This window comes from Enterococcus mundtii (assembly GCF_002813755.1).
In the GTDB taxonomy this organism is placed as follows: Bacteria; Bacillota; Bacilli; order Lactobacillales; family Enterococcaceae; genus Enterococcus_B; species Enterococcus_B mundtii.
Genome location: NZ_CP018061.1, coordinates 3,163,706 through 3,187,727 on the forward strand (window position 1 = coordinate 3,163,706; position 24,022 = coordinate 3,187,727).

29 protein-coding genes are annotated in these 24,022 nt (G+C 39.9%); 27 read left to right on the forward strand and 2 right to left on the reverse strand.

What is annotated here, in order from left to right; all coding sequences use genetic code 11:
* Positions 1-4 precede the first annotated feature (4 nt).
* The 19 genes from EM4838_RS14730 to truA all read left to right on the forward strand — a co-directional run bounded on the left by EM4838_RS14730 (position 5) and on the right by truA (position 11,225).
* On the forward strand, positions 5-190 hold the full coding sequence (locus EM4838_RS14730; RefSeq protein ID WP_002356214.1) for a type Z 30S ribosomal protein S14: 186 nt from the start codon (positions 5-7) through the stop codon (positions 188-190).
* 36 nt (positions 191-226) lie between these two features.
* Positions 227-625, forward strand: coding sequence for a 30S ribosomal protein S8 (gene rpsH, locus EM4838_RS14735; protein WP_010734459.1), 399 nt, complete (start codon positions 227-229; stop codon positions 623-625).
* A 31-nt stretch (positions 626-656) separates the two neighbouring features.
* Positions 657-1,193, forward strand: coding sequence for a 50S ribosomal protein L6 (rplF, locus tag EM4838_RS14740; RefSeq protein WP_010734458.1), 537 nt, complete (start codon positions 657-659; stop codon positions 1,191-1,193).
* Positions 1,194-1,357: 164 nt separating this feature from the next.
* A complete protein-coding gene (gene rplR, locus EM4838_RS14745) occupies positions 1,358-1,714 on the forward strand; it encodes a 50S ribosomal protein L18 (protein WP_010734457.1) in 357 nt (118 codons plus the stop codon).
* Between the two features lie 20 nt (positions 1,715-1,734).
* Positions 1,735-2,235, forward strand: a complete 501-nt coding sequence (gene rpsE / locus EM4838_RS14750) for a 30S ribosomal protein S5 (protein WP_010734456.1) — start codon at positions 1,735-1,737, stop codon at positions 2,233-2,235.
* A gap of 14 nt (positions 2,236-2,249) precedes the next feature.
* The gene (rpmD, locus tag EM4838_RS14755) at positions 2,250-2,429 is read left to right on the forward strand and encodes a 50S ribosomal protein L30 (protein ID WP_010734455.1); all 180 of its coding nucleotides are present in this window, start codon (positions 2,250-2,252) and stop codon (positions 2,427-2,429) included.
* 48 nt (positions 2,430-2,477) lie between these two features.
* Positions 2,478-2,918: a 50S ribosomal protein L15 gene (gene rplO, locus EM4838_RS14760; RefSeq protein ID WP_010734454.1), complete on the forward strand. Its 441-nt coding sequence runs from the start codon at positions 2,478-2,480 to the stop codon at positions 2,916-2,918.
* Positions 2,918-4,213, forward strand: coding sequence for a preprotein translocase subunit SecY (gene secY / locus EM4838_RS14765; protein ID WP_023518901.1), 1,296 nt, complete (start codon positions 2,918-2,920; stop codon positions 4,211-4,213). The genes rplO and secY overlap by 1 nt, the downstream gene beginning before the upstream one ends.
* 59 nt (positions 4,214-4,272) lie before the next feature.
* A complete protein-coding gene (locus EM4838_RS14770; protein WP_010734452.1) occupies positions 4,273-4,920 on the forward strand; it encodes an adenylate kinase in 648 nt (215 codons plus the stop codon).
* A gap of 190 nt (positions 4,921-5,110) precedes the next feature.
* Positions 5,111-5,329 (forward strand): translation initiation factor IF-1, encoded by a 219-nt coding sequence (gene infA / locus EM4838_RS14775; protein ID WP_002288695.1) that lies wholly within the window; start codon positions 5,111-5,113, stop codon positions 5,327-5,329.
* Positions 5,330-5,361: 32 nt separating this feature from the next.
* On the forward strand, positions 5,362-5,478 hold the full coding sequence (gene rpmJ, locus EM4838_RS14780; protein WP_002288710.1) for a 50S ribosomal protein L36: 117 nt from the start codon (positions 5,362-5,364) through the stop codon (positions 5,476-5,478).
* 17 nt (positions 5,479-5,495) lie between these two features.
* Positions 5,496-5,861, forward strand: coding sequence for a 30S ribosomal protein S13 (gene rpsM / locus EM4838_RS14785; protein ID WP_010734451.1), 366 nt, complete (start codon positions 5,496-5,498; stop codon positions 5,859-5,861).
* Between the two features lie 27 nt (positions 5,862-5,888).
* Positions 5,889-6,278 (forward strand): 30S ribosomal protein S11, encoded by a 390-nt coding sequence (gene rpsK, locus EM4838_RS14790; protein ID WP_010734450.1) that lies wholly within the window; start codon positions 5,889-5,891, stop codon positions 6,276-6,278.
* 79 nt (positions 6,279-6,357) lie between these two features.
* Positions 6,358-7,296, forward strand: a complete 939-nt coding sequence (locus tag EM4838_RS14795; RefSeq protein WP_005880735.1) for a DNA-directed RNA polymerase subunit alpha — start codon at positions 6,358-6,360, stop codon at positions 7,294-7,296.
* A 26-nt stretch (positions 7,297-7,322) separates the two neighbouring features.
* Positions 7,323-7,703, forward strand: a complete 381-nt coding sequence (rplQ, locus tag EM4838_RS14800; protein ID WP_010734449.1) for a 50S ribosomal protein L17 — start codon at positions 7,323-7,325, stop codon at positions 7,701-7,703.
* 268 nt (positions 7,704-7,971) lie between these two features.
* Positions 7,972-8,811 carry an energy-coupling factor ABC transporter ATP-binding protein gene (locus tag EM4838_RS14805; protein ID WP_071867780.1) on the forward strand — a complete coding sequence of 280 codons (840 nt, stop codon included), beginning with the start codon at positions 7,972-7,974 and terminating at the stop codon, positions 8,809-8,811.
* Positions 8,787-9,656 (forward strand): energy-coupling factor ABC transporter ATP-binding protein, encoded by an 870-nt coding sequence (locus EM4838_RS14810; RefSeq protein WP_071867779.1) that lies wholly within the window; start codon positions 8,787-8,789, stop codon positions 9,654-9,656. Before EM4838_RS14805 ends, EM4838_RS14810 begins: the two co-directional genes overlap by 25 nt.
* Positions 9,646-10,443 (forward strand): energy-coupling factor transporter transmembrane component T family protein, encoded by a 798-nt coding sequence (locus EM4838_RS14815; protein WP_071867778.1) that lies wholly within the window; start codon positions 9,646-9,648, stop codon positions 10,441-10,443. Before EM4838_RS14810 ends, EM4838_RS14815 begins: the two co-directional genes overlap by 11 nt.
* 35 nt (positions 10,444-10,478) lie before the next feature.
* Entirely contained in the window at positions 10,479-11,225 is a 747-nt protein-coding gene (gene truA / locus EM4838_RS14820; protein WP_071867777.1) for a tRNA pseudouridine(38-40) synthase TruA, read from the forward strand.
* A 44-nt stretch (positions 11,226-11,269) separates the two neighbouring features.
* On the opposite strand, the gene EM4838_RS14825 is transcribed toward truA, so the two are convergent.
* Positions 11,270-13,942 (reverse strand): YfhO family protein, encoded by a 2,673-nt coding sequence (locus EM4838_RS14825; protein ID WP_071867776.1) that lies wholly within the window; start codon positions 13,940-13,942, stop codon positions 11,270-11,272.
* A gap of 446 nt (positions 13,943-14,388) precedes the next feature.
* Complete coding sequence (gene rpmB, locus EM4838_RS14830; RefSeq protein ID WP_010734442.1) at positions 14,389-14,577, reverse strand: 50S ribosomal protein L28; 189 nt, start codon at positions 14,575-14,577, stop codon at positions 14,389-14,391.
* Positions 14,578-14,848: 271 nt separating this feature from the next.
* Between rpmB and EM4838_RS14840 the strand changes: the two genes are divergently transcribed.
* From EM4838_RS14840 to opp4B, 8 genes are all read left to right on the forward strand, one after another.
* Positions 14,849-15,211, forward strand: coding sequence for an Asp23/Gls24 family envelope stress response protein (locus EM4838_RS14840; protein WP_010720424.1), 363 nt, complete (start codon positions 14,849-14,851; stop codon positions 15,209-15,211).
* Between the two features lie 51 nt (positions 15,212-15,262).
* Positions 15,263-16,945, forward strand: coding sequence for a DAK2 domain-containing protein (locus EM4838_RS14845; protein WP_071867775.1), 1,683 nt, complete (start codon positions 15,263-15,265; stop codon positions 16,943-16,945).
* 109 nt (positions 16,946-17,054) lie between these two features.
* Entirely contained in the window at positions 17,055-19,091 is a 2,037-nt protein-coding gene (gene recG / locus EM4838_RS14850) for an ATP-dependent DNA helicase RecG (RefSeq protein ID WP_071867774.1), read from the forward strand.
* A gap of 46 nt (positions 19,092-19,137) precedes the next feature.
* Positions 19,138-20,139, forward strand: a complete 1,002-nt coding sequence (gene plsX / locus EM4838_RS14855) for a phosphate acyltransferase PlsX (protein WP_071867773.1) — start codon at positions 19,138-19,140, stop codon at positions 20,137-20,139.
* 119 nt (positions 20,140-20,258) lie between these two features.
* Complete coding sequence (acpP, locus tag EM4838_RS14860) at positions 20,259-20,501, forward strand: acyl carrier protein (RefSeq protein WP_071867781.1); 243 nt, start codon at positions 20,259-20,261, stop codon at positions 20,499-20,501.
* A 586-nt stretch (positions 20,502-21,087) separates the two neighbouring features.
* The gene (locus EM4838_RS14865) at positions 21,088-22,092 is read left to right on the forward strand and encodes an ABC transporter ATP-binding protein (protein WP_071867772.1); all 1,005 of its coding nucleotides are present in this window, start codon (positions 21,088-21,090) and stop codon (positions 22,090-22,092) included.
* On the forward strand, positions 22,093-23,037 hold the full coding sequence (locus tag EM4838_RS14870) for an ABC transporter ATP-binding protein (RefSeq protein WP_010734436.1): 945 nt from the start codon (positions 22,093-22,095) through the stop codon (positions 23,035-23,037).
* Positions 23,037-23,999: an oligopeptide ABC transporter permease gene (gene opp4B, locus EM4838_RS14875; protein ID WP_010734435.1), complete on the forward strand. Its 963-nt coding sequence runs from the start codon at positions 23,037-23,039 to the stop codon at positions 23,997-23,999. Before EM4838_RS14870 ends, opp4B begins: the two co-directional genes overlap by 1 nt.
* The last annotated feature ends 23 nt before the right edge of the window (positions 24,000-24,022 follow it).

Sequence of the window (24,022 nt, forward strand, 5' to 3'; positions counted from 1 at the left end):
CTACGTGGCTAAAAAATCAATGATTGCTAAAAACAAACGTCCTGCAAAACATTCAACACAAGCTTACACTCGTTGCGAACGTTGCGGACGTCCACATTCAGTTTATCGTAAGTTCCATCTTTGCCGTATTTGCTTCCGCGAACTTGCCTATAAAGGTCAAATTCCCGGCGTGAAGAAAGCTAGCTGGTAAAAAAGTAAATTCGCATAAGAAGGAGGTAAAAGTTCAATGGTCATGACAGATCCAATTGCAGATTTTCTAACTCGTATCCGTAATGCAAACATGGTTAAACATGAGGCTTTAGAAGTTCCTGCATCAAAAATTAAACGTGACATCGCTGAAATCTTGAAACGTGAAGGTTTCGTCCGTGATGTTGAATATATCGAAGATGACAAGCAAGGCGTGATCCGTGTTTTCCTAAAATTCGGTAAAAGCGGCGAACGTGTTATTACAAACTTAAAACGTATTTCTAAACCAGGCTTACGTGTTTATGTTAAAGCTGGCGAAGTGCCAAAAGTTTTAAATGGCTTAGGTATCGCTATTATTTCGACTTCTGAAGGTGTTGTCACTGATAAAGAAGCTCGTGAGAAAAACATCGGCGGCGAAGTTATCGCTTACGTATGGTAATCAAGTAGAATCTACAAGGAGGTGTCTTTAAGTGAGCCGTATTGGAAATAAGATCGTTGTGATCCCTGAAGGAGTAACTATCACTCAAGATGGAAACAACGTTACAGTTAAAGGACCAAAAGGGGAATTGACTCGTACATTTTCTGCTGATATCAAAATGAATATCGAAGGAAATGAAGTGACATTCACTCGTCCAAATGACAGTAAAGAAATGAAAACTATCCATGGAACAACTCGTGCTAACTTCAACAACATGGTTGTAGGTGTTAGTGAAGGTTTCCAAAAAGGATTAGAATTAATCGGGGTTGGGTACCGTGCGCAAATGCAAGGAACAAAACTTGTATTGAACGTTGGTTACTCACATCCAGTAGAAATCACACCACCAGCTGGCGTGACTGTTGAAGTACCATCTAACACACAAGTAATTGTGAAGGGTGCGAACAAAGAAGAAGTTGGCGAATTAGCTGCGAACATCCGTGGTACTCGTCCTCCAGAACCTTATAAAGGTAAAGGTATTCGTTATGTTGGCGAATTCGTACGCCGTAAAGAAGGTAAAACTGGTAAATAATCGTTTCGAAAAATTTCATAGAAGCCAGCAGCAGGAAAAAAGGATTTTGCTGAAGTATGCCTTCATTAAGAGAGAGTTTACTTGTGCCGCAGCTTCTATTTTTTCAAAACTGATCATTTCTACTGTCTGACAGTAGAAAAAATAAAAATAAAGAGGTGACAATTGTGATTACAAAACCAGATAAGAACAAAACACGTCAAAAGAGACACCGTCGTGTACGTAACACTATCTCTGGTACTGCTGAGCGCCCACGCTTGAACGTTTTTCGTTCTAACAAAAACATCTACGCGCAACTTATTGATGACGTAGCGGGTGTAACGCTAGCAAGTGCCTCTACCTTGGATAAAGAAATTTCAGGTGGAACAAAAACAGAAGCAGCACAAGCTGTCGGTAAATTAGTTGCTGAACGCGCAACTGAAAAAGGCATTAAAGTCGTAGTCTTTGACCGTGGTGGATACCTTTACCATGGCCGTGTGCAAGCTTTAGCTGAAGCTGCTCGCGAAAATGGACTAGAATTTTAGAAGAAGGAGGAATACCATTCATGGTTTATATCGATCCAAAACATTTGGAATTAGAAGACCGCGTTGTTGCAATTAACCGTGTAACAAAAGTTGTTAAAGGTGGACGTCGTCTACGTTTTGCTGCTTTAGTTGTTGTCGGTGACAAAAACGGACACGTAGGATTTGGTACTGGTAAAGCACAAGAAGTACCTGAAGCGATCCGTAAAGCAATTGAAGATGCGAAGAAAAACTTAGTTGAAGTACCTATGGTTGGTTCAACAATCCCACACGAAGTAATCGGTGCTTTTAGTGGTGGTAGAATCCTAATGAAACCTGCTGTTGAAGGTTCTGGGGTTGCTGCTGGTGGACCAGTTCGTGCCGTATTAGAATTAGCAGGGGTAGCAGATATCACTTCTAAATCTTTAGGCTCAAACACACCAATCAACGTTGTTCGCGCAACTGTTGAAGGTTTGAAACAATTAAAACGTGCTGAAGAAGTTGCAGCTCTACGCGGCAAATCAGTAGAAGAATTAATCGGATAAGGAGGACAAACATAATGGCTGAATTAAAAGTAACTTTAAAACGCAGTATTATCGGACGTCCTCAAAACCAACGCGATACTGTTAAAGCGTTAGGTCTTACAAAGATTAACAGTTCTGTGGTTAAGCCTGCTAATGAAGCAATCAAAGGCATGATCAACACTGTTTCTCACTTAGTGGACGTTGAAGAAGTTTAATTAAACAAATGAAATAAGAACTAGGACAATTAAGGAGGTGCCAAACCTATGAAACTTCATGAATTAAAACCCGCTGAAGGTTCACGCCAAGTACGTAACCGTGTTGGTCGTGGTACTTCTTCAGGTAACGGAAAAACTGCCGGACGTGGTCAAAAAGGACAAAAAGCTCGTTCAGGCGGTGGTGTACGTCTAGGATTCGAAGGGGGACAAACACCATTGTTCCGTCGTTTACCAAAACGTGGATTTACAAATGTTAACCGTAAGGACTACGCAGTCGTTAATTTAGATGTCTTGAATCGCTTTGAAGACGGAGCTGAAGTAACTCCTGTTGCTTTAGTAGAAGCTGGAATCGTGAAAAACGAAAAAGCTGGAATCAAAGTTTTAGCTAACGGAGAATTGAACAAAAAGTTAACTGTGAAAGCAGCTAAATTCTCAAAAGCAGCACAAGAAGCAATCGAAGCGGCTGGTGGCTCTGTTGAGGTGATCTAATGCTTAAACTATTAAAAGACGCTTTTAAGGTCAAAGATATTAGATCGAAAATCCTTTTTACTGTATTTGTTCTCTTTGTTTTTCGTTTAGGGGCACATATCACTGTTCCCGGCGTAAATGCAAGCTCATTACAAGACCTATCTAGCTTACCGTTTTTCAACATGTTGAACTTGGTAAGTGGTAGTGCAATGCAAAACTTCTCGATCTTTTCGATGGGGGTTTCGCCTTACATTACTGCTTCGATCGTGATCCAATTATTACAAATGGATATCGTGCCACGTTTTGTGGAATGGTCGAAACAAGGAGAAGTTGGTCGTAAAAAGTTGAATCAGGCAACAAGATATTTGACGTTAGTATTGGCATTTATCCAATCTGTCGGTATCACAGCAGGGTTTAACCAATACGCTCAATTAGGTTTTGTCAACAATCCAAATGTCTCTACTTATGTAACGATCGGTTTGATCTTAACTGCAGGAACGATGTTTGTTACTTGGTTGGGTGAACAAATCACTGAAAAAGGTATCGGTAACGGTGTGTCAATGATCATCTTTGCAGGGATCATTTCAAGATTACCGGAAAGTGTACGTGAAATTTATGAAGATTACTTCGTAAATATCAATTCTTCCGATATCTGGAGATCTGCGATTTTCGTTGCCATCTTACTAGTTGCGGTTCTAGCAATCGTGACATTCGTAACATTTTTCCAACAAGCTGAACGTAAGATCCCGATTCAGTACACCAAACGTATAGCAGGTGCGCCAACAAGTAGTTATCTACCGTTGAAAGTAAATGCTGCTGGGGTAATTCCGGTTATCTTTGCAAGTTCATTTATTGCGACACCAAATGCTGTGTTACAAGCGTTAAGTGGCCGATTCGGATCTGAAAACTGGTATAAAATAATGATGGAGATCTTTAACTATAATACGGTGCCTGGCGCAACGATTTATACGGTATTGATCGTCGCATTTACATTCTTCTATGCCTTTGTTCAAGTAAACCCTGAGAAATTAGCGGAGAACTTACAAAAGCAAGGAAGCTATATACCAAGTGTACGCCCTGGTAAGGGGACTGAAGAGTATGTCTCAAGCTTATTGATGCGATTAAGTACAGTCGGAGCACTATTCCTTGGTTTAGTGGCATTATTACCAATCATTGCACAAATGATTTGGGATCTGCCACAATCAATCGGATTAGGTGGTACAAGTCTGTTGATCGTGATCGGTGTGGCTTTGGAAACTGCGAAACAGTTAGAAGGCTTAATGCTGAAACGTAAATATGTTGGCTTTATTGAGTAAGAAAGCGTGTTGAGGTTTTTCCTCAACACACGTTCTCACATTTATTAGGAGGGAAAGCAATGAACCTCATTTTAATGGGGCTGCCAGGTGCAGGTAAAGGAACACAAGCTGAAAAAATCATTGACGCTTATGGGATTCCTCACATCTCAACAGGAGATATGTTTCGTGCAGCTATCAAAAATGAAACAGCTCTTGGCTTGGAAGCAAAGTCTTATATGGATAAAGGTGCATTAGTTCCTGATGAAGTAACAAATGGAATCGTAAAAGAGCGTTTAGCAGAACCCGATACAGAGAAAGGCTTCTTATTAGATGGCTTTCCTCGTACAATCGAGCAAGCAGAAGCTCTAGATGCAATGCTAAAAGATTTAAATAAACAAATTGATGCTGTCATCGATATCCACGTGGGTGAAGAAGTCTTGGTTGAGCGTTTAGCAGGCCGCTTCATTTGCCGTAACTGTGGAGCAACTTACCATAAAATTTTCAACCCTACAAAAGTTGAAGACACATGTGATCGTTGTGGTGGGCATGAATTCTATCAAAGAGAAGATGATAAACCTGAGACGGTTAAAAATCGTCTGGCTATCAACATCAAAAATAGTGAACCAATCTTGGCTTATTATAAAGAACAAGGTTTGCTACACACTATCGATGGTGATCGTGAAATCGATGCTGTATTTACTGATGTCCAAAAAATCATTGAAAAATAGCACGATTGCCCGTAGCCGACTTGCATTAAGCAGTTACTCTTGTCAAGTTCAATAAATTATGATAGAATATGTCAGTCCGACTTCTAGAGAATCCTCTAGATGATCCATTTTGAGAATTTTGAGGTGGGAACTGCAGTTTCCGCCATTTTATCGTGTGAAAATGCGAAACAAGTACAAGGAGGTACTGTGCGTGGCAAAAGAAGATATGATTGAAGTCGAAGGTACAGTCGTCGAAACTTTGCCGAATGCAATGTTTAAAGTTGAACTAGAAAACGGACACCAAGTTCTTGCTACTGTTTCAGGTAAAATTCGTATGCACTACATTCGTATTCTACCTGGTGACAAAGTGACGGTTGAATTGTCTCCATATGATTTAAACCGTGGCCGTATTACTTATCGCTTTAAATAATTGTACTCCGTAAAACTACAGGAGGTATTATCATGAAAGTAAGACCATCAGTAAAACCAATGTGTGAACATTGTAAAGTAATTCGTCGTAAAGGACGCGTTATGGTGATTTGCCCAGCAAATCCAAAACATAAACAACGTCAAGGATAAATGGAGGTGCACTAAATATGGCTCGTATTGCAGGAGTAGATATTCCTCGTGATAAACGTGTAGTAGTTTCACTTACTTATATCTATGGTATTGGTAACACTACTGCGAAACAAATCTTAGCTAATGCTGGCGTATCTGAAGATGTTCGCGTTCGTGAATTAACGAATGAACAAACAGATGCTATCCGTGCAGAAGTAGATAAATTAAAAGTTGAAGGGGATCTTCGTCGTGAAGTGAACTTAAACATCAAACGCTTGATGGAAATCGGTTCTTACCGTGGAATCCGTCACCGTCGTGGATTGCCTGTTCGTGGACAAAACACGAAAAACAATGCACGTACTCGTAAAGGCCCAGCTCGCGCTATCGCTGGCAAGAAAAAATAATTCTTAAGTGAAGGAGGTTAAATCTTCATGGTAGCAAAAAAAGTGAATCGTAAACGCCGTGTGAAAAAGAATATAGAAGCTGGGATTGCACATATCCACTCTACATTCAACAACACAATCATCATGATCACTGATACTCACGGAAATGCTTTAGCGTGGTCATCAGCTGGTTCATTAGGTTTCAAAGGAAGCAAAAAATCAACTCCTTTTGCCGCTCAAATGGCAGCAGAAACAGCTACAAAAGCAGCAATGGAACACGGATTAAAAACTGTTGAAGTAACAGTTAAGGGACCTGGTTCTGGACGTGAAGCAGCAATTCGTTCATTACAAGCAACAGGTTTAGAAGTGACTGCAATTCGTGACGTGACTCCAGTTCCTCATAATGGTGCCCGCCCTCCAAAACGCCGTCGTGTTTAATGAGTGCCTCTCATTTTGAGTTCTATTAGTAACGTCATTGAACAAGACACTTTTCGTTTTGAAAGGGGTAAAGATAAGAATGATTGAGTTCGAAAAACCAAGAATCGCAAAAATTGATGAAGAAAAAGATTATGGCAAGTTCATCGTTGAACCTCTTGAAAGAGGGTATGGGACTACTTTAGGGAATTCCCTACGTCGTATTTTATTATCTTCTTTGCCAGGTGCTGCCATCACTAATATTCAAATCGATGGTGTACTGCATGAATTCTCTACCATCAAAGGTGTTAGAGAAGACGTCACTCAAATCATCTTGAACATTAAAGGTTTAGCACTGAAAATGTATGGTCAAGAAGAAAAAACCCTTGAGATCGATATTACCGGACCTGCTACAGTAACTGCTGGCGATATTATCGTTGATAGTGAGGTAGAAATTCTTAACAAAGATATGTACATCTGCAGTGTATCTGAAGGTGCTACGTTCCATGCTCGCCTAACGGTGAAACCAGGACGTGGTTATGTTCAAGCAGATGAAAACAAAAAAGAAGATATGCCAATTGGTGTTCTTCCAGTCGATTCAATCTACACGCCTGTACGTCGTGTCAACTACCAAGTAGAAAACACACGTGTTGGACATCGTGAAGATTTTGATAAATTGACAATGGAGATCTGGACAGATGGTTCAATCGAACCATTGGAAGCAATGAGTTTATCTGCAAAAATCATGACTGAACATTTAGACATCTTTGTCAACCTAACTGATGAAGCGAAAAACGCTGAAATCATGGTCGAAAAAGAAGAAACACAAAAAGAAAAAATGTTAGAAATGACGATTGAAGAATTAGACTTATCTGTTCGCTCTTATAATTGCTTAAAACGTGCAGGAATCAATACTGTACAAGAACTTACGAATAAATCTGAGCCAGAAATGATCAAAGTCCGTAACTTAGGACGTAAATCATTGGAAGAAGTTAAAGCAAAATTGCATGACTTAGGTTTAGGTTTACGTAAAGAAGATTAAACCTTTTACGAAGGAGGGAAACCAACGTGAGTTATCGTAAACTAGGACGCACATCTAGCCAACGTAAAGCGATGTTGCGTGATTTAACAACTGACTTATTAATTAATGAACGTATTGTGACTACAGAAGCTCGTGCGAAAGAAGTTCGCTCAACTGCTGAAAAAATGATCACTTTAGGCAAACGCGGAGACTTACATGCACGTCGTCAAGCTGCGGCTTTCGTACGTAATGAAGTTGCTAGCGTGCGTGAAGAAAATGAGGAAATCGTTATCGAATCAGCTTTACAAAAGTTATTCAACGATATTGCACCTCGTTATGCTGAACGTCAAGGTGGCTACACTCGTATCTTGAAGACAGAACCAAGACGCGGAGACGGAGCACCAATGGTTGTCTTAGAACTTGTCTAAAATCACACTAATAACATCACTTTATGGATGATTCTTTTAGAGTGTTATGATGTTGGAAGTTACTTATTCCGAGTCTAGCTCAGCGCTGCTCCCCAAGCGATTCGTTTGGGGAGTATGCACTCATCATAAAGTGTTTTTTTGTACCTTCAATTAACTGTCAAGACAGCCTTGAAGGTATAAAAAAACATTTTAAAAATCAGAAATGATTGAAAACTAAGCAGTTTTTTGATAGGGTTAATAGGAACTTTAGGATGAAGAGGGAGTACTTATGGAGCCGATTATTGAATTAGGAAAGATTAATTACAAATACCAACCAGAAGATTTACGACCAGCATTGAAAGATGTTTCTTTCACGATCAATAAAGGAGAATGGATCGCGATTATCGGGCACAATGGTTCTGGTAAATCAACGCTTGCAAAAACGATCAATGGCTTACTCCTTCCTGAGTCTGGGACGGTCAAAGTTGGTAATCAACTACTAAATGAAGAGAATATATGGACGATCCGCCAAAAAGTCGGCATGGTCTTTCAAAATCCGGACAATCAATTTGTTGGATCAACAGTAGAGGATGATGTGGCCTTTGGTTTAGAGAATCAAGGCATTTCTCGAGAAGAAATGATCGTTCGAGTGAAAGATGCTCTTGAAAAAGTGCGAATGTCTGATTTTACGACAAGAGAACCAGTTCGTCTTTCCGGTGGACAGAAACAACGTGTGGCGATTGCCGGTGTTGTAGCCCTCCGACCAGAAATCATCATCTTGGATGAAGCAACAAGTATGTTAGATCCTGAAGGTCGTGAAGAAGTCATCACAACGATCAAAGAAATCAAAGAGGAAAGTCAATTAACCGTTATTTCAATCACGCATGATATTGATGAAGCAGCCAATGCAAATCGTATTTTTGTGATGAAAGAAGGCGAACTAGTGAATGAAGGGACACCGAAAGAGATTTTCTCTGCCGGACCTGAACTAATCAATCTAGGGTTAGATTTGCCTTTTCCTGAAAAACTAAAAAGTGCCTTGAAAGAACGTGGCATTGAAGTGCCTAAAGAATACATGACAGAAGAAAGGATGGTGGATTGGTTATGGACATCCGTTTTGAAAAAGTAAACTTTACGTACCAACCGAATACACCATTCGAGCAACGAGCTTTATTTGATATTGACTTGTTGATCAAAGAAAACAGCTACACTGCATTAGTTGGTCATACTGGAAGCGGGAAATCCACCTTGCTTCAGCATTTGAATGCGTTGATCAAACCGACGGAAGGAACCGTCCAAATCGGCGATCGTCAGATCAAACCAGATACAGATAATAAAAATTTGAAACCGATTCGAAAAAAAGTCGGTATTGTTTTTCAATTTCCAGAGGCACAGTTGTTTGAAGAAACGGTCGCAAGAGATATTGCGTTTGGCCCAAAAAACTTTGGTGTAAGTGAGGAAGAGGCGACTCTACTAGCAAAGGAGACCTTAGAACAAGTCGGATTAGATGAGACGTATTTAGAACGCTCACCTTTCGAGCTGTCAGGAGGTCAAATGCGACGTGTAGCGATCGCCGGTGTTCTAGCTATGAAACCCGAAGTTCTCGTCTTAGATGAGCCGACAGCTGGGTTAGATCCACAAGGAAGAAAAGAAATGATGGATATGTTCTGGCGTTTGCATAAAGAACAGCAAATCACGATTGTATTAGTCACCCATTTGATGGATGATGTGGCAAACTATGCGGATTTTGTTTACGTCCTAGAAAAAGGCCGTATCGTCAAATGCGGAGAACCAAAAGAAGTCTTCCAACACCTTGAATGGTTAAAAGAACGGCAGTTAGGCGTACCAACAGCCACTGAGTTTGCAGAGGAACTACGAGTAAAAGGCATCCAGTTTGATGAATTGCCGATCACCGCAGACGCATTAGCGGACCAATTGGTCAAATTGGTGGGAGGTACAGCTCATGATGAATAAATTGATTTTTGGTCGTTATATGCCTGGAGACTCCTTTATCCATCGGTTAGATCCACGTGCAAAGCTATTGGCAAGTTTCTATTTTATTGGCATTATCTTCTTAGCCAATAACTGGCAGACATATGCCTTATTAGCGGCGTTTACTTTATTTGCTGTTTTCTTGTCAAAAGTAGATATCAAATTTTTTATTCGAGGCATCCGTCCGTTGATCTGGTTGATCTTATTCACTGTAGGCTTACAAGTACTGTTTACAAGTGGTGGAGAAACGTATTGGAGTTGGGGGATTTTCAATATCACTCAATTTGGTGTCATGAACGGACTATTTATTTTTTGTCGGTTTGTTTTGATTATCTTTATGTCCACCTTATTGACATTGACAACGCCGCCTTTAGAATTATCCGATGCGATCGAATATTTGTTACGACCATTGAAAGTTGTTCGCTTTCCAGTGCATGAAGTATCGTTGATGCTTTCGATCGCTTTACGTTTTGTGCCGACATTGATGGACGAAACCGAAAAAATCATGAATGCACAGCGCGCACGTGGTGTTGACTTTGGTGAAGGAAGTCTAGTACAAAAAATGAAAGCGGTGATTCCTTTACTGATTCCGCTATTTGTCAGCAGTTTCAATCGTGCGGAAGATCTAGCTACAGCCATGGAAGCAAGAGGCTACCAAGGTGGGGAAGGCCGGACAAAATACCGTATCCTTCACTGGCACTTACAAGACACTGTTGTTATGGTTGCTTTTGGGCTGATGACCATCGTACTAGTGTTTATCCGTAGCTAAACTTATCAAAGATGAATGAGAACAGGGGAAGATGAATGGTACGCTATAAAGCAATCATTGCCTATGATGGTACCCAGTTCAATGGTTTTCAGAAACAACCCACTGGACGAACGGTCCAAGAAGAACTGGAAAAAACCTTAAAGAAGATGGCAAATGGAAAAGAAATCACGATTTTTGGATCTGGACGGACAGATGCGGGGGTTCATGCAATCGGGCAAGTCATCCACTTTGATTATCCAGAAGAGCGACCTTTGGAACGTATGCGTTTTGGGTTAGATACGCAGTCGCCAGAAGATATTGCTGTGAAAAGTGTGGAGATTGTGCCAGAAACTTTTCACGCACGCTATTTAGTGAAAGAAAAAACCTATCAATTCAAAGTAGATATCGGAAAACCACGTAGTCCCTTCCGTAGACATTATGCGAGTTATTTTCCTTATCCCATAGATGTAGCAAAGATTGAACGTGCATTGCCTGATTTACTTGGTACGCATGATTTCACTTCATTTTGTGCTTCTGGAAGTTCCATTGAAGATAAAGTACGGACTATCTATGAAGCCAGCTTACAGGTCAATGAAGCAGGCGATGAGTTGACGTTTACATTTCGTGGTGATGGCTTCCTTTATAAAATGATTCGCATTTTAGTTGGTACGTTGTTAAAAATAGGCAACGATCGTTTACCAGAAGATTGTCTTCCAGAAATCATTGCAAAAAAAGACCGCAATGCTGCGGGTCCGACTGCTCATCCGGAAGGGTTATACCTATACGAAGTAAAATATGAATAGCATACAAGAAAAAAGCGTTTCGGCAATCACCGAAACGCTTTTTTTTATCTTGCGCGACGACGTTCACGTCTTGGACGGTGATCATCGCTTTCGTTTGTAGGATCAATGACGCCGCTGAACGGCTGACGTCTACGAAGGTACCATAGATACAAGATAAACAAGGCAATACATCCAATAAAGAGAAGTAAGCCAGGAATGAATCCTTTTGGCATGTAACTAAAAGTAATCGTATGTTCACCTTCAGGAACTTCTACCATCAAAAAGGCATCTTGGAATTTCTTCACAGGTACTTTTTCGCCATCGATTTTAGCAGTCCAACCACCATCATAAGGGATAGTCGTGGCTACCATCGTTTTTTCAGTCGCATGAACAGTTCCTGTAGCTGTTCGACCGGTAGTAGTCATCTCTACGCCGTTATTTCTGATTTGGTTGATTGCGGCTTGATACGCCACAACATCAAGTCCGACCACCTGTGGTTCCATAAAGCTGACTTCTTTGGTCCCATAGAAGCTTGCAGTGAAGGTAACCGTTGTGTCTTGCGGGTAATAACCTAAATCATAATATTGACCAGTAATGTTAATTTGAGATTTTCTAGATACACCATTGACGGTAATAGTTGCTGTAGAGCTTTCTAACTGTGCGAAATTTGTTGGAAACAGGCTGAGATACGCTTGGGTATTCGCAGGTACTTGGACTTCCCAAGTCAATTCTTTCGGTTGATTATTCGCTGTTTCACTATAAGTGACCCCATTTGTCGTTGTTGTGATCTTCGTGTTCTGTTGACTTTTTAGGGTTGGCGTATAAAACGTAAAGAATGATTGATTCAATCCAGAAAGACCATTCATCAAATTTGTTTGACTGGTTAGATTATCACCTATCGGTTGTTCGATCTTATTGATCGTCAAAGGTGCTTTGAAAGCTAATGGTACAGCATTACTATTTTCGTACAAAGTATAGTTGTCCGTTTGTTCGACGGATTGGAAGCCGTATTTATTAAAACTACTATCGTTTTTAGCAATATTGTATTTGATTCCCGTAAATCCATCCATCAACAAGGTATTGTTATTGTAGCGAATGTTCAAATTTGTTCCTCTAGAACGGAAGCCTAAAGTATCCAAGTAAGAGGAAGAGTTTCGATTTCTGATCGAAGAGAACATGCTGATCCCACTATAACCATAATTGATCGAATCATTCGGTGAAACAGGATCAAGGTTTTCTAATCGATAAAACGTATCGGAATCCTTTTTCGAGGCATCAACTAACGTTTTGATCTCAGGATAAGGTTCGGTATACAAACTTCTTGAGGCATAATTCCAATCATCGAGAATGCCATGGATCATACTGTTGGTATTGACTGCGGCTTCGGCTGTCATCAATAGTAACAGAAGAATACTCAAACGTTTCAAATCAAATGGGTGTTGTTGGAATAAACCAATCGTCAATGCGTAGAGCGCTAAAAAGACTAACGTCAAAACAAAGGATGTGAGCGTGACATACGTGTAACTGCCATCTGGTTTGATACCCCAAGCTGTAGCAAAAGCAGCCGCTAGTACAATGATGACACCTAGCAAACGCTTCTGATCCTTCTCCTGTAGCTGTTCCCAACTATGAGCCGCTAACAAGAGTACGAGAAACGAAAAGAGATAGGCATAACGAAACAAGAACATATTTGGTGCGTGCATCCCATGCCAGAATAGATTCAAAGGGACTAAATAGAAGCTAGCAATCAAGATCGCGAATAGCCCACCGAACAACAACTTGTTTTTCAAGGGGAATTTGCGACTGACAAAATACAAGAGACATAATGCTAAAGGAAATAATCCAGCATAGATAAAAGGAATCGATCCGTATTTCGTCGTGTCATAAACACCCACCATGTTTTTCATCAATAAATCTAAATAAGAAGTTGCTTCTGTCTTCAATGAAGTGATCTGCGTCAATGCTTCGCCATTGGCTCGTAGATCGAGAATGGCAGGCAGGATGATCACCATAGAAGCGCCTCCTGCTAATAAAGAGGTGATCCCATAGGGTAAAATCGTTCCTTTGTACCTCCGCCAATTCGTCAGTAGTCGTGTAATAAAGTATAAAAAGGAGAAGACTCCGACCATGAAGCCCATATAAAAACTGGATAAGAACAACAGCAAGTAACTAACAAACAATAAAATAGGTTTCTTTTGGTCCATCACACGATGGATACCTAAAATGATCAGAGGAAGATAGACAAAGGTGTCTAACCACATGATGATCTCTGAATGGGCAGTGATAAATGAAATCGACGCATAGCTGACACTTAATGCGACTTGCCCCCAATGTGGAATGCGATAGGTACGTGCTAGAAACCAGAAGGATAAACCTGCTGAACCAACCTTTAGTAAGGTGATGAGATACAAGGCATCTGGCATCAATTGATTCGGGAACAATAAAACGAGTGGTGTGAAAAGTCCACCTAAATAATAAGAAATCAATGATAGATAATTTAAACCAAGTGAGGCATTCCACGTGTAAAAAATGCTTTGTTTCCCTAACAACATATTACGGAAGCTTGCATGAAAGTTTGAAAATTGTGAGAAAGCATCACTAGCCAAGATGCTCCGATCACTTCCTGGATAAATGCCGATACTTAAATAAACCAATAAAAGAATCAGCAAAGGGATAAAGAAGCTAGCAGCTGCATAGCGGCCGTTTTCTTTTAAGAATTTTTTCAATGTTGTTTTCATTACAATTCAGTCACCAAATTTCTATTTGAAGTTATATTTAGTTTATCACATTCATGATTTTACTTGCTGAAAATACAACCAAATTCATAAAAAAATTACATTTGAAATTAAATAACATTTGTGAGTTTAAATTACATTTACATTAAGAAAATAACGCAAAATAAGAAAACACTTTCTACTTTAAAATAAAGTGTTGACAGGCCTTTGCAAATGCGTTATGTTTTATTTGTAACAATTATAAAAAAACATATACCTATCACTATCTGAGGGGTAGTGGCACATAAAAGAAGACTTAAAACAATTATCTGGGTGATTGATTGTTTTAAGCCTTTTTTATTTTTTCTTCTTAAATTTCATGTGGTTGAGGAAATGTCTCTCATTTGATAATGATTCGCAAAAAATAAAAACCGTTCATTTTGTTGAACGGTTCAAATCATTTCATTCAATTATACGCGTTCAACTTTTCCTGATTTCAACGCACGAGTTGACACCCAAACTTTTTTAGGTTTGCCGTCAATCAATACGCGAACTTTTTGTAAGTTAGGTTTAACTGTACGTTTTGTTGAGTTCATCGCATGTGAACGGTTGTTTCCACTTTTTGTCTTGCGACCTGTAAAGTAACAAACTTTTGCCATGTAAATTTCCTCCTTTGCCTTGATTTGGAGCAATAGTAAATTCAGCTCATACCAGAATAACATATCATATGGCGTAGGAATTTGCAAGCATATTTTCATAGAATTGATTGACATTTTCAGTGATTAATTGTAACGTGAACAAAGTCTTTTCCTAATTTTTTTCAATGGTTTTTGAGTACTTTAAGGGAACAACCTTTTATTTCGGTTGACGCTATGATAAAATGTGATAGTAGAAAAATGGGAATATTTTACCCGTTAAGGAGGCTCATTCATGGCTGTAAAAATTCAAACGTCAGCTGGAACCATTGAAATTACCAATGATGTCATCGCAACAGTTGTTGGTGGTGCCGCAACAGATGTATTTGGTGTTGTAGGAATGGCTAGCAAGAATCAAATCAAAGATAATATCACTGAAATTTTGCGTAAAGAAAATTACTCAAGAGGAGTAGTTGTCCGCCAAGAAGCTAATGGGATCGCAGTAGATGTTTATACAATCATTAGTTATGGCACAAAAATTTCGGAAGTTTCTCGTAATGTCCAAGAAAAAGTGAAATATAACTTGGAGACTTTACTAGGTGTTACAGCCAATTCAGTAAATGTCTTCGTGCAAGGTGTTCGTGTACTGCCAGACTAGGCAGGAGACTTGCTGACTGTTCAGCAGTCGATCTGAAGGAGGATTATCTAGGTGAGTGTAACAGAAATTAGTGCAAGCCAATTCCAGGAAATGGTTCAGTCCGGTGCGAATCGGCTACAAAAAAATGCAGAATACGTCAATTCCCTAAATGTATTCCCGGTTCCCGATGGAGATACCGGTACCAATATGAATTTATCAATGACAAGTGGTGCAAAAGCCGTTGTTGATTCTACCTCTGAAAAGGTAGGAGAATTAGCAGCGCTGTTATCTAAAGGTTTATTGATGGGGGCAAGAGGAAACTCTGGGGTTATTTTATCTCAGTTGTTCCGTGGTTTTTCAAAACAAATCCCTGATGTGACTGTTTTGACAGCAACAGATTTAGCTGCAGCTTTTACTCATGGGGTCGAAACAGCTTATAAAGCAGTAATGAAACCTGTCGAAGGAACGATCCTGACAGTTGCAAGAGAAGCTGCCAAAGCTGGTGAGAAGAAAGCAAAATCAACAGATGATGTGATCGAAGTCATGACTGCGGTCGTTAAAGGTGGGAAACGTGCGTTAGCAAAAACACCTGATTTGTTGCCTGTATTAAAAGAAGTAGGCGTTGTTGATAGTGGCGGTCAAGGACTATTATTCGTATATGAAGGTTTTTTAACTGCGTTGAATGGTGAATACCAAGCAGACGAGGTCTATGAACCATCTCCTGCTCAAATGGACGATATGGTGAATGCAGAGCATCATCGTAGTGTGCAAGGTCAGTTAGCGACTGAGGATATCCACTATGGTTACTGTACAGAAATCATGGTGAAGATCGGTGAAGGTCCAACTGTAGATAGTACATTTGATTATGAAGAGTTTCGTAACTATCTAGATGGCCTTGGGGATTCCCTGTTAGTGGTCAATGACGATGAAATCATCAAAGTACACGTTCATACAGAAAATCCTGGGGAAGTCATGAATTACGGACAAAAATTTGGTTCCCTAGTGAAAGTCAAAGTGGACAACATGCGTTTGCAACACGAAACGATCTTAGAACATGACCAAGCCCCTTCAGCGCCGGTCGCACAAACGAAGCCTCGTGTACCTTACGGGATCGTTGCGATCGCAGCCGGAAAAGGTGTGCAAGAGTTATTTGAAAGTCTAGGAGCAAACTACGTGATCAGTGGTGGACAGACGATGAATCCAAGTACGGAAGATATCGTGAAAGCGATCAATGAAGTGAATGCAGATAAAGTCATCATTTTACCGAATAACAAAAATATCTTTATGGCAGCTGATCAAGCTGCTGAAGTGGCTGAACTTCCAGTTGCTGTTGTTCCATCAAAAACAGTTTCTCAAGGATTGACAGCGATGTTGTCCTTCAATGAACAAGCAACGTTAGAAGAAAATAAAGAAACGATGACAGATGTGCTTTCAAGTGTTGTCAGTGGTCAAGTGACACATGCGATCCGCGACACGATGATCGACGGAGTGAAAATCACAGAAGGCGATTTCTTAGGGATGATCGATGGGAAAATCGTGATCTCTAATCCAGATATCTTAGCGACATCACTTGCTACATTAGAGCAAATGATCAACGAGGATACTGAGATCGTCACGATATTAACCGGAGAAGACGGGTCTGCAGAACAAGCACAAGCATTTGCGGATCAACTGAACGACAAATATCCTGAGTTAGAAATCGAGATCCATCAAGGAGATCAACCTGTCTATCCTTATTTATTTTCTGCTGAATAATACAGCCTGAAGCCGATAGATAAAGCAGAAAATCATTTGAAAGGATCTTCGGTCAACGATTCGCGAATCGTTGACCAAGTTCCTTTTTTTGTTAAAGGAGGGAAATCTTATGCGTTCGTTAGCTGATCCAGTCACAGTGCTGGCAGGTGTTGGTCAAAAAAGAGCGGATAGCTTGGCTAGTCTAGGCATCCATACAATTGAAGACTTGTTAACTTACTATCCTTTTCGTTATGAAGATATCCAAGAAAGAAATCTAAATGAAATCCAAGACCAAGAAAAAGTTACATTAAAAGGGTTAGTTGTCTCTCCGCCAGTAATGAGTCGTTTTGGCTACAAAAAAAGCCGTCTGCAGTTTCGAATGATGCAAGAACATGAAGTATTCAATATTTCTTTCTTCAATCAACCCTATTTGAAAGATAAAGTCATTTTATCTGAAGAAATCGCAGTTTATGGGAAATGGGATGCGAAACGTAAAGCACTAAATGGGATGAAGATCCTTGGTTCGCAAAGTCCAGATGATTTCTCTCCGATCTATCATGTCAACAAATCTATTCGCCAAACGACACTGGTCGATCTGATCCGTCGAGGGTTTAGTGAGTATGGTGATTTGATTGAAGAAAACTTACCACTATCTTTAATTGAAAAATACCGTTTGCTTGATCGTCCGACTGCTGTAAGAAGTATGCATTTTCCGCAAAATCATGAGGAAAATCATCAAGCCAAACGACGGATTGTTTTTGAAGAATTCTTTTTTTTCCAGATGCAGTTACAAGGACTGAAAAAAGCCGAAAAGTCTGAAAAGAATGGCTTAGAGATCCTTTATGATGTGGAACGATTAAAACAATTTACGAAAAAATTACCGTTTGAATTAACGATGGCACAAAAACGTGTCACTAATGAAATTTGCCGTGATCTCCGTAATCCACACCATATGCAGCGTTTGTTGCAAGGTGATGTGGGAAGTGGGAAGACCGTTGTTGCTGCGATTGCTTTATATGCGACAGTGACTGCTGGCTTTCAAGGAGCGTTGATGGTCCCAACAGAAATATTGGCGCAACAACATATGGAAAGTTTATCCCAATTATTTGACCCAAATGAAGTGACAGTTGCGTTATTGACCGGATCAACGAAAGCAAAAGAACGTCGCGAGCTATTAGAGCGGTTAGAAAATGGGGAAATCGATATCGTCGTGGGAACACATGCACTGATTCAAGAAGGTGTAGCATTTCAAAATCTAGGATTAGTGATCACCGATGAGCAACATCGTTTTGGAGTGAACCAACGAAAAGTATTGCGTGAGAAGGGTTGGCGTCCGGATGTGTTATTTATGACTGCCACCCCGATCCCTCGAACCCTAGCAATTACAGCATACGGCGAAATGGATGTATCTGTGATCGACGAGCTTCCCGCTGGACGGATTCCGATCGAAACAAGATGGGTCCGAACACCTCAATTAGATAGCGTGCTAGAATGGACCTATAAAGAATTGCGTAGAGGACATCAAATGTACGTGATTTGTCCATTGATCGAGGAGTCCGAAGCTTTAGATGTGAAAAATGCAGTGGAAATTTACGAAAAACTTCGTGAGTTATTTGCACCAGAATATGAAGTTGGCTTGTTGCATGGTAAAATGAAGAATCAAGAAAAAGATCAGATCATGGAAACATTCAAAGAAAACCAACTCCAGATCTTAGTATCAACCACAGTGATCGAGGTCGGTGTCAATGTGCCGAATGCAACGGTCATGCTGATCATGGATGCGGATCGTTTTGGATTAGCCCAGCTGCATCAGTTGCGTGGGCGTGTCGGTCGAGGAAGCGAGGCTTCTTATTGTATCCTCGTGGCAAATCCGAAAAATGAACTGGGTGTCGAACGAATGAAAATCATGACAGAAACCACAAATGGCTTTATCTTGAGTGAAAAGGATTTAGAATTACGAGGGCCAGGAGAAGTATTTGGCTTCCGTCAATCCGGCTTGCCAGAATTTGCGATCGCAGATCTAGTAACGGATGGGAATGTCTTAGAGGTTGCCCGTGAAGAAGCTGCGGCAATCTGGCAAATCAAAGACTGGCAGTTATTACCTGAATATCAACCATTAACAGCCAAGTTGCAATTAGGCGAACAAGATAATCGTTATTTTGATTAACAGATTATCAATACTTTCAAAATGATGACAAGGAGTGGAAATAATAATGAGAATTGCAGTAGATGCAATGGGCGGAGATCACGCACCACAAGCCATTGTGGAAGGAATCGCTCTAGCACAAAAAGATTTCCCTGAGTTGGAATTTGTTCTTTACGGTAAAGAATCAGAAATCAAGAAATATTTGACAGACGAAACAAATATCACAATCGTCCATACTGACGAAAAAATCAATAGTGATGACGAGCCAGTTAAGGCGATCCGTCGTAAGAAAACTGCTTCGATGGTTTTAGCTGCCCAAGCAGTCAAAAATGGAGAAGCAGATGCTATTTTTTCAGCAGGGAATACAGGAGCCTTACTAGCAGCTGGCTTGTTTATTGTTGGACGCATCAAAAACATCGAACGTCCTGGACTAATGTCCACATTGCCAGTTATTGGCAAAGAAGGTGAAGGGTTTGATATGCTAGATTTAGGTGCAAATGCAGAAAACAAACCAGAGCATCTTTTACAATATGGTATTTTGGGGTCATTTTATGCGAGAAAAGTTCGTGGGATCGGCCGACCTCGCGTCGCATTGCTCAACAATGGGACGGAAGAAACTAAGGGAAGCGAATTGACAAAACAAGCATTTGAACTCTTGCAAAATGAAACAAGCTTGAACTTCATTGGCAATGTAGAAGCGCGTGACTTACTAAATGGTGTGGCAGACGTCGTAGTAACCGACGGCTTTACTGGAAATGCAGTGTTGAAATCCATTGAAGGCACAGCGATGAATATGATGACCTTATTGAAATCTGCCATCTTGAATGAAGGCATAAAAGGTAAAATGGGTGCATTACTACTAAAAGACGGTTTACGCTCTTTGAAATCAGAAATGGACTATTCAAAACATGGAGGAGCTGTTTTATTTGGATTGAAAGCACCAGTTATCAAAACGCATGGTGCAACTGGACCGGATGCAGTTCGCTACACGATCCGTCAAATCCATACGATGCTTGAAACCAATGTTGTAGGGCAACTGGTAGAGCAATTTGAGCAAAAAGAGGACTAAATTTTCTGCGAATTGACAAGCTGATGGAGAAAAAAGGGTGGACATTCCAAAAAATTGTCAGTAAAATTAGCTATGGTGAAGAAAACGTAGTAGTTCTAAGAATTGTGGGGGTGAAAAAATTGACGCGCGAAGAAGTATTTAATAAGGTAGCTAAAATCATTTCAAATCACTTTGAAATGGATACAGACAAAGTGACAGATGAATTGAACATTAAAGATGATCTGAAAGCTGATTCAATTAGTATCATGGAATTTGTTCTTGAACTAGAAGATGAATTCGGTACAGAGATCTCTGATGAAGATGCTGAACAAATCGAAACAGTCGGCGGTGCCGTGGATTATATCAGCAACCACTTGAAATAAATTGAATAAATACACATCAACTGATGAATGAATTGGCGAAAGCCAATTTCAACTCAAAGCCAAGAAGTCAGAAATAGTTTAGCTATTTCAGGATTTCTTGGCTTTTTCAGGCATTATTTTTAAATAAAAGGGTTTTTTTAAAGAGGAGAATTATGTCATAAATACGATTGAAATAGGTGGTTTTATAACATTTACATTTCGTATATACTGTATAATTATGCTTTTGTAAAATGGAATATCTATTCGGTTAAAACTGTTTTTTATATAAAGAGTGATTTTTGCAGATTTTTATAATGATTCTTAATTTATAAAAATAGTAGGATAAAGAGAAGGCTAGCCACATACCTCATTTTTTTTTAATCTTCTTTAAGAGCTGACATAGCTACGTAAGATTTTTCAGACAATTCTGGCAACAGTGTGAAATAATCTTGCAATATAAAACGGTTTTCTATATAATTATTAATAATTAATTACACACTCCTTAGAATGCTACTTATTTAATTTTTTTTTTGCTAAGTTGTTATTCAGTGTAGGATTATTTTTTTTATTAAAAACTTCCATCGAGGGAGCAGAGAGGGGTATTCGATTGTCAGATAACCAATTATTAGATGTTCAGAACCTACACACAGGCTTCCGTCTAAAAGATGAATACTACGATGCAGTAGACGACGTTTCTTTTACTTTAGATAAAAACGAGATCTTAGCCATCGTTGGTGAGTCTGGTTGCGGGAAAAGTACGTTAGCTACAACGATTATGGGATTATTAGATCCTAACAATACAAAGATCACAGGGGAGATCATGTACAATGATTTAAATTTGATTGAATTAAATGAAACATTGTATAACAAGATCCGCGGAAATGATATTGGGATGATTTTTCAAGATCCATTATCTGCACTAAACCCTTTGATGAGAATTGAAGACCAAATCAAAGAAGGTTTGTCTTACCATACAAAAATGACGGCTGACCAAAGACAAGCACGTGCATTAGAATTACTAGAACAAGTAGGGATTCCGAATCCTGCACGAGTTGGACGTCAGTATCCTCATGAGTTGTCAGGTGGGATGAGACAGCGGGTGATCATCGCGATTGCGATTGCATGTAAGCCACCGATCATTATCGCGGATGAACCAACGACTGCCTTGGACGTAACGATTCAAGCACAGATTCTTGACTTACTGAAAGATTTACAAGAAGAAACTAAAACTGGGATCATCTTGATCACACATGATTTAGGTGTCGTAGCTGAAATGGCGGATCGTGTTGCTGTGATGTATGGTGGACAATTTGTTGAAGTTGCAGGAGTCAAAGAGTTATTTGAAAATCCAAAACACCCATATACACAATCATTGCTAAATTCGATTCCACAAGAAGGAAATCACGAGGCAGAGTTACACGTGATTGAAGGCGTAGTCCCTTCATTAAAAAATATGCCACGAACAGGTTGCCGATTTGCGCCACGGATTCCTTGGATCCCAGCAAGCGCTCACGAAGAAAATCCAGTCTTGCATGAAATCGCACCGAATCATATGGTACGTTGCTCATGTTATAAACATTTCCACTTTAGAGACGAAAAAGGAGAGGTGTAGATGTCAGAATTAATTACAATCAAAGATTTGAAAGTTCACTATCCTATTCGCAGTGGGTTTTTCAACCGAGTAACAGACCATGTCTATGCAGTAGACGGTGTCGATTTTATTATTGAAAAAGGAAAAACATACGGACTAGTTGGAGAATCAGGTTCTGGGAAGTCCACAACCGGAAAAGCGGTTGTCGGCCTAGAAAAAGTGACTTCTGGCCAAATCATGTATGAAGGAAAAGACGTCACGAAAAGAAGTAACCGCAAAAAAATCGGCTACAACAAAGACGTCCAAATGATCTTTCAAGATTCAATGTCTAGTTTAAATCCTAAAAAACGAGTACTGGACATTATCGCTGAGCCGATCCGTAACTTTGAACGCTTAAGTGATCAGGAAGAAAAGAAAAAAGTCAAAGGCTTATTGGACATCGTTGGGATGCCAGAAGATGCGTTATACAAATATCCTCATGAATTTTCTGGTGGACAAAGACAGCGTTTAGGGGTTGCCCGAGCAGTAGCAACGAATCCTAAATTGATTGTTGCTGATGAACCTGTATCTGCCCTAGACTTATCTGTTCAGGCACAAGTATTGAACTTTATGAAACGCATCCAACAAGAATTTGGCTTGAGCTATTTATTCATCTCTCATGACTTGGGTGTCGTAAAACACATGTGTGACAACATCGCGATCATGTACAAAGGTCGCTTTGTTGAAATCGGTACACGAGAAGATATCTATAATGATCCGCGCCACATCTACACAAAACGCTTACTATCTGCGATTCCACGAATTGATGTAGACAATCGGGAAATACAAAAACAAAACCGACGAAATGTTGAACGTGAGTATATCGAACATCAAAAAGATTACTACGATACAGCAGGGCGAGTGTATGATTTACGTACACTAACCACTACACACAAAGTAGCGTTGAAAGATGGAGGTGCTAGCTAATGTGGAAAACGATTCTACGAAGAGTTCTTTTGATGATCCCACAAGTGATCATTCTTAGTGTGTTGATCTTTATGCTAGCGCAAGCCATGCCTGGAGATCCGTTTACAGGATTGATCAACCCAAACCAAGATCCAGCTGTAATCGAGCAGATGCGTCAAGCAGCGGGCTTGAATGATCCTTGGTATGAACAATATTTCCGTTGGGTCGGAAATGCCTTACAAGGTGATTTTGGACAAAGTTTCTTGTATAAGCGTTCGGTTTCCTCTTTGATTGGAGAACGAATCGTCAATACTTTATATTTATCTATTTTAACTGTTATTATTACGTACTTGATTGCTGTACCACTAGGTATGTTAGCTGGTCGATACCAAAATTCGATTTTGGACAAAGCTGTCGTTATTTATAACTTCTTCAGTTTTGCTGTTCCATTATTCATTTTCGGATTGATCATGTTGTTTGTTTTTGGCTATCGTTTAGGTTGGTTCCCAACAAGTGGTTCTCAGACTTTAGGTTTCCAGGGAGGATTTTTCGCTCAATGGATGGATCGATTGCAATACATTCTATTACCATCGATCACACAGGCCTTTTTAGCCACAGCAGTAACGATCCAGTATTTACGAAGTGAAGTCATTGATTCGAAATCCTTAGACTTTGTACGTACAGCTCGTTCCAAAGGGGTGCCGACAAACAAAGTATTCAGTCGTCACATTTTCCGTAATGCAGCCTTGCCGATGGCATCTCAAATGGGGTATGAAATTACTTCATTGATTGCTGGTTCTGTCGTTATCGAAAAAATCTTTGGGTATCCTGGTGTCGGAAAATTATTTATTGACTCAATCGGTCAACGTGATTATACCGTAATCACAGCCTTAGTCTTGATTTTAGGAATCGCAACGCTCGTCGGAACACTGCTGTCAGATATTATCATGAGCATTGTTGATCCGCGTATACGAATCCAATAAAAAAATCAAACAGAAGGGAGAAT

Excerpts from the sequence above, each read along its gene's own strand:
- rpsH (WP_010734459.1), top strand. The coding sequence starts at position 227 with ATGGTCATGACAGATCCAATTGCAGATTTTCTAACTCGTATCCGTAAT.
- rpsE (WP_010734456.1), top strand. The coding sequence starts at position 1,735 with ATGGTTTATATCGATCCAAAACATTTGGAATTAGAAGACCGCGTTGTT.
- rpmD (WP_010734455.1), top strand. The coding sequence starts at position 2,250 with ATGGCTGAATTAAAAGTAACTTTAAAACGCAGTATTATCGGACGTCCT.
- rplO (WP_010734454.1), top strand. The coding sequence starts at position 2,478 with ATGAAACTTCATGAATTAAAACCCGCTGAAGGTTCACGCCAAGTACGT.
- secY (WP_023518901.1), top strand. The coding sequence starts at position 2,918 with ATGCTTAAACTATTAAAAGACGCTTTTAAGGTCAAAGATATTAGATCG.
- EM4838_RS14770 (WP_010734452.1), top strand. The coding sequence starts at position 4,273 with ATGAACCTCATTTTAATGGGGCTGCCAGGTGCAGGTAAAGGAACACAA.
- rpmJ (WP_002288710.1), top strand. The coding sequence starts at position 5,362 with ATGAAAGTAAGACCATCAGTAAAACCAATGTGTGAACATTGTAAAGTA.
- rpsM (WP_010734451.1), top strand. The coding sequence starts at position 5,496 with ATGGCTCGTATTGCAGGAGTAGATATTCCTCGTGATAAACGTGTAGTA.
- rpsK (WP_010734450.1), top strand. The coding sequence starts at position 5,889 with ATGGTAGCAAAAAAAGTGAATCGTAAACGCCGTGTGAAAAAGAATATA.
- EM4838_RS14795 (WP_005880735.1), top strand. The coding sequence starts at position 6,358 with ATGATTGAGTTCGAAAAACCAAGAATCGCAAAAATTGATGAAGAAAAA.
- EM4838_RS14805 (WP_071867780.1), top strand. The coding sequence starts at position 7,972 with ATGGAGCCGATTATTGAATTAGGAAAGATTAATTACAAATACCAACCA.
- EM4838_RS14810 (WP_071867779.1), top strand. The coding sequence starts at position 8,787 with ATGGACATCCGTTTTGAAAAAGTAAACTTTACGTACCAACCGAATACA.
- EM4838_RS14815 (WP_071867778.1), top strand. The coding sequence starts at position 9,646 with ATGATGAATAAATTGATTTTTGGTCGTTATATGCCTGGAGACTCCTTT.
- truA (WP_071867777.1), top strand. The coding sequence starts at position 10,479 with ATGGTACGCTATAAAGCAATCATTGCCTATGATGGTACCCAGTTCAAT.
- EM4838_RS14825 (WP_071867776.1), bottom strand. The coding sequence starts at position 13,942 with ATGAAAACAACATTGAAAAAATTCTTAAAAGAAAACGGCCGCTATGCA.
- rpmB (WP_010734442.1), bottom strand. The coding sequence starts at position 14,577 with ATGGCAAAAGTTTGTTACTTTACAGGTCGCAAGACAAAAAGTGGAAAC.
- EM4838_RS14840 (WP_010720424.1), top strand. The coding sequence starts at position 14,849 with ATGGCTGTAAAAATTCAAACGTCAGCTGGAACCATTGAAATTACCAAT.
- recG (WP_071867774.1), top strand. The coding sequence starts at position 17,055 with ATGCGTTCGTTAGCTGATCCAGTCACAGTGCTGGCAGGTGTTGGTCAA.
- plsX (WP_071867773.1), top strand. The coding sequence starts at position 19,138 with ATGAGAATTGCAGTAGATGCAATGGGCGGAGATCACGCACCACAAGCC.
- EM4838_RS14870 (WP_010734436.1), top strand. The coding sequence starts at position 22,093 with ATGTCAGAATTAATTACAATCAAAGATTTGAAAGTTCACTATCCTATT.
- opp4B (WP_010734435.1), top strand. The coding sequence starts at position 23,037 with ATGTGGAAAACGATTCTACGAAGAGTTCTTTTGATGATCCCACAAGTG.